Origin of the sequence: Pantoea anthophila, assembly GCF_006494375.1 — a bacterium.
Lineage (GTDB): Bacteria > Pseudomonadota > Gammaproteobacteria > Enterobacterales > Enterobacteriaceae > Pantoea > Pantoea anthophila.
Map to the genome: position 1 here is coordinate 1 of NZ_VHIZ01000004.1, position 4,709 is coordinate 4,709.

Annotated in this window: 6 protein-coding genes; 5 read left to right on the forward strand and 1 reads right to left on the reverse strand. The window is 42.9% G+C overall.

Annotated elements, in window-relative coordinates:
* The first annotated feature begins 119 nt into the window (after positions 1-119).
* The 3 genes from FJW00_RS00120 to FJW00_RS00130 are packed head-to-tail and all read left to right on the forward strand — an operon-like array spanning position 120 to position 3,462.
* Positions 120-1,061, forward strand: coding sequence for a site-specific integrase (locus FJW00_RS00120; RefSeq protein WP_181405325.1), 942 nt, complete (start codon positions 120-122; stop codon positions 1,059-1,061).
* Positions 1,061-1,537 (forward strand): hypothetical protein, encoded by a 477-nt coding sequence (locus FJW00_RS00125; protein WP_140922678.1) that lies wholly within the window; start codon positions 1,061-1,063, stop codon positions 1,535-1,537. Before FJW00_RS00120 ends, FJW00_RS00125 begins: the two co-directional genes overlap by 1 nt.
* On the forward strand, positions 1,534-3,462 hold the full coding sequence (locus FJW00_RS00130) for a DNA topoisomerase III (protein WP_140922680.1): 1,929 nt from the start codon (positions 1,534-1,536) through the stop codon (positions 3,460-3,462). Before FJW00_RS00125 ends, FJW00_RS00130 begins: the two co-directional genes overlap by 4 nt.
* Before the next feature lie 109 nt (positions 3,463-3,571).
* Here the strand turns inward: FJW00_RS00130 and FJW00_RS00135 are convergent, their stop codons facing one another.
* Positions 3,572-4,045, reverse strand: coding sequence for a VspR family transcription factor (locus tag FJW00_RS00135; RefSeq protein ID WP_140922682.1), 474 nt, complete (start codon positions 4,043-4,045; stop codon positions 3,572-3,574).
* A 104-nt stretch (positions 4,046-4,149) separates the two neighbouring features.
* Between FJW00_RS00135 and FJW00_RS00140 the strand changes: the two genes are divergently transcribed.
* A complete protein-coding gene (locus tag FJW00_RS00140) occupies positions 4,150-4,455 on the forward strand; it encodes a helix-turn-helix domain-containing protein (protein ID WP_140922684.1) in 306 nt (101 codons plus the stop codon).
* A 74-nt stretch (positions 4,456-4,529) separates the two neighbouring features.
* On the forward strand, positions 4,530-4,709 hold a 180-nt coding region (locus tag FJW00_RS22425; RefSeq protein WP_444939626.1), incomplete at its 3' end, for a hypothetical protein.

Here is a 4,709-nt window from a genome sequence, read left to right on the forward strand (position 1 = left end):
CCCGCTTCCGGCACACACTGAGCTGATTGCCGGTACCAGCTGCACCATCTCTATCCAGCCATGAATATGCAGTGGCTGGCCTGGGATCAGCTGCCCTGGATTAAGGCGACGGGCGGACAGTGGCAGCTGAAATCTTACTGCTTTGGGATGCATTTAGCTTTGCGCGTGAAAAGTGGCGAGAAAAAGCGGATTCAATAGTACATCTTGATGAAAGAAATGCTTTTCTCGAAAAGGTAGATAGCTTATTTGTTACGCTTCCCTATATGCGAGGACATCGGCCTGAAGCTGGAAAACAATCATTAGCTCATTCTCTTCACACCTTCGTTAAATCCATTGGATATCGTGCTACAAAGGATGATGTTCAAGAGTTCGACTTATTAAATCCCTCAAGAAAAGGTAAGCTTAAAATTGGACAAATGTTGAAGGTTCATCCCCATGCATTTCGTCGGACTTTTGCTGTTTATCTGGTGCGTAATAAGTTGGCCTCTCTGCTAGATATTAAGTATCAGTTTAAGCATATGAATATAGCCATGACGTCTTGGTATGCTAATCAGGCCAATATCGCTTCTTATGTTGATATGATGATTGATCAAGATCTCCAGGATGAAATTGCGGGTGAAAACCAGAACTATATGACAGATGTTTTTTATTATATTTATAACGATGCTGAAACATTAGCAGGCCATGAAGGGAAAAGAATTAAAAATTTGCGGGCTGAGGGCGATACTCGTATCTATTTAAATCGAGAAGAGATCCGTAAGCAAGTTCAGGACGGCCGGCTTTCAATAGTTGAGCATCCAGGGGGGTACTGTACTAATCCTGATTGTGACCGAATTTGTGATATGACGACTTGCCAGTATAAAATCGTCACTAAAGACAAGGCAAAAACACTCGTTAATATCAGAGAAAAATTAATTATAAAATATAATGATATTGAATCTCTTGGGCTGGATATGCCGAATGTTACCTCGAAATTATTTTACGAAATCAGGGCAATTGAACAGGTTTTATCAGAGCATCATCTTGAGTATGTTGCTTTTAATAAAAAGGATACCTATTGATGATTGATGAAGAGACGCTCTCTGACCGAGGTAAACAGACCATAATCAGGCTTGAACGGGCACTTGAACGTTTGTTGAACGGCGTCCCGGAGCGGACTCCCCACGATGGGCGAGTAAGTCTGAGCCGTATCAATCAGGAAGCGGGTCTGAGTTCGGGGGGTATCTACTATTACAATGAGTTTGTCCAGAAAGCTAAAAGAGCTATTCACGAAAGAAAGCTCGATAACGCAGTGTCTACTATCGAGTCTGGTAAAGCCTCGGTGGATAGAATGCGCGTACAAAGGGATAAGGAACGCGAGTTAAAAGAGCGTTATAAGGCGCAAAGAGACGATATCAAAGAATTCTGCGATAAGATTATTGCCCAAAATGCCCAGTTAGAATTCTCTTTGTTCGAAGCATTAGATAAGATCGATGCCTTGGAAAGGGAAGTATCAGCACTCAAGACTGTTGATATCAGTAGCAGGAGAAGTCAGTGATTTTGTACATAGCTGAAAAACCGAGCGTGGGTAGGGCAGTCGCTGATGTTCTGCCTAAACCGCATCAAAAGGGTGACGGGTTTATTAGAACCGCCAACGGTGATGTGGTTACTTGGTGTATTGGCCATTTACTCGAACAGGCTGAGCCTGATGCCTATAACCCTGAATTCAAAAAATGGCGTAGGGAACACCTGCCTATTGTGCCAGTGGAGTGGAAACACTCGGTAAAGCCCGCTACGCAGAAGCAATTTAACGTTATAAAAAAATTAATTAGCGAAGCCGATGTTTTGGTCAATATGGGCGACCCCGATAGGGTCGGTCAAATCTTAGTTGATGAGATTATCAACTATTGTGGTGTCTCAAAAGAGAAACGTGAAGCAGCCAAACGCTGTTTAATCAACGACATGAACGCCGATGCTATCCAACGTGCGTTAAATGACCTGCGTAGAAATATCGACTTTATCCCGCTGGCTACCTCAGCATTAGCTCGTGCACGTGCTGACTGGCTCTATGGTATCAATATGACTCGTTTATGTACCTTACGGGGACAGTCATCGGGTTATAACGGAGTGCTTTCTGTAGGACGGGTACAGACTCCGGTATTAGGTTTAGTTGTTAATCGTGATTTAGAAATCGAGAATTTTGTCTCCAAACCCTTCTATGAAGTGTTTATCGATCTTAAAACCGATAACGACCAAATTTATACGGCAAAATGGAAGCCGAGTGCCGCCTGTGAGCCCTATATGGATGAAGAGGGGCGACTGGTCCTTAAAAAGTTGGCTGAAACCGTGTTGAAGAAGGTGACAGGCCAGCCAGGAACTGTGGTTGCGGTAACGGAAGAACGGGCTAAGCAAGCCCCACCATTACCCTATAACCTGTCCGCATTGCAAATCGATGCTTCCAGACGTTTTAATCTCAATGCCCAGAAGACGCTGGATGTTTGTCAGCAGCTTTATGAGAAGCATAAGCTGATTACCTATCCTCGTTCGGATTGTCGTTATCTACCTTCTGGACATTTTGGTGACACTCAGAGGGTCACTCAAGCGATCGCTAAAACAATCCCTGGACTGGCAGCAGCAGTCGATATCGCTGATCTCTCCGTTAAATCCAAGGCATGGAATGATGATAAGGTAAGTGCGCACCATGCCATTGTCCCGACAAGCCGGGGGGTTGATACTAATCGTCTGTCACTGGATGAGCAGAACATCTATGAACTGGTCGCGAGACAGTATCTAATGCAGTTCTATCCACCTTTTCAATATCAAGAAAAGCAGATTGATACCGAAGTCGGTGGCGGATTGTTTATCAGCAGGCAAAAAGAAGTGGTGGATAAAGGCTGGAAAGCATTATTACCCGAGCGGAAATCATCTTCCGAAGATCCAGAGTTCTCAGCTGTAAGATTGCCAGATGTTATCAAAGGGGAGGGGGTACTCTGTGTTGATGGCAAGCTCGATGAAAAACAGACCTCACCGCCACGCCACTTTACCGATGCTTCTTTGCTATCAGCTATGACGGGCATTGCCAGATACGTGACTGACAGAGCGATTAAAAAGGTACTTAGAGAAACCGATGGATTGGGAACAGAAGCGACCAGAGCAGGCATCATTGAGTTGTTGTTTAAGCGCGACTATCTGATCAAAAATGGCAAAGAAATTCATGCTACGGATATTGGCCGACGATTGATCCTATCCCTGCCGGAAGCCATGACCAAGCCAGATATGACTGCACATTGGGAGTCTCAGCTAGAAGCGATTTCTGAGAAAAAAATCAAGTATGGTCAGTTTATGCAACCAATGGTTGATGGTTTGCACGAGTTTATTCATCAGGTTGACAATATCCGTTTTGATGGGCTTAGAGGATTAGGTAAGGCCTCCTATAAAAAAACCTCAGTAAAAAAGTCAGTAAAAAGGCGGAGTGAAGACTGATCGCAAGTAATGCTAAGGTTGATATTACTTCGTGTAGTAAAAAATATGCTTGCCGCATAGCAAGACCTTGGACAAAGAAGGATGTCCTCTGTTTGGCATCCTTCTTTGTTTACAGAGATAACAGCTGGTTAACTGCTCGTAGCTTGCCATTTAGCTGATTTAATTTTTCAGCGGTATCTTGTTGTAATCTCATTATTTTAAGCTTCTGTTTTGGTATTTTTGCCAGAAACTCTTGATAGGCCTCCAGCTCGTAGCGGAGCTGCGCCAATTCTTTTTGTAATTTTTTCTTTTCAGAAGAGAGCAAAAGCGTTGCATCATTAACGACATGAAGTGGTGGATGGTTTATCACACCCAAGGAAAACTGGTAACTAATATTTTTTACCTTCCCATTTGCCTTTACAAGGCCTTGATGCCTTAGCTGATAAATACCACGGTCAATCAGCCCTGCAGCCTGTTTCTCAGTGAGTTGAAATTCAGTAATTGCTATATTAATCAATTGACTGCGCAGTATTTTATGATTTCTGAGCTGGTTCAAAATATGACGAAATTTTTTACTGCTGCTGAATAAAATCCCTTGGTTCATATCGGTAAAAACTCACAGGCCAAAAACTTAGGATTGCTAAGTATACAGGAGTGAGAGAAACTTAGACAATCTAAGCATCCGAGACGCCAGATGATGAAAAGACTTTGCAGAACAACCCCCTCCCAGAACGACTCAGGCAGGCCAGAAAAAAAGCCGGTTTGTCCCAAAAGGACTTGGGGATCAGAGCCGGTATGGATGAAGGCTCGGCTAGCGGACGTATGAATCATTACGAAAAGGGGCGGCATATTCCAGATATAGATATGCTAAAGAAGCTGGCTAGTGAGCTTGGTGTCCCGCTGAGTTACTTTTTTTGTGAAGATGAGCTAAGTGCAGAACTCGTTTGCCTGTTTAATAATCTGGATGAACAGTCAAAATTGAGTCTGATTAGTAAATTGCGTAAAAACCTATGATTTTTTAGGAGAATCAACCATGAACTATCATGCTGAGGATCGCTTCTAGGTAATTCAACTACCTAGGAAGTGAGATGAAAAAACTTAAATCGCAGTATAAAAAAGTAATTATCCATACTTATGGACTAAAAACTTGGTGTTGGTATCCGAATCTTCGTAGCCATTACCATAAATATTTTAGTACATATCAAGAAAAAAGTTTCTATGCTCTTCATTGTATTGAGTACCGTAATTATCCACTGAAGTTAAGGGCA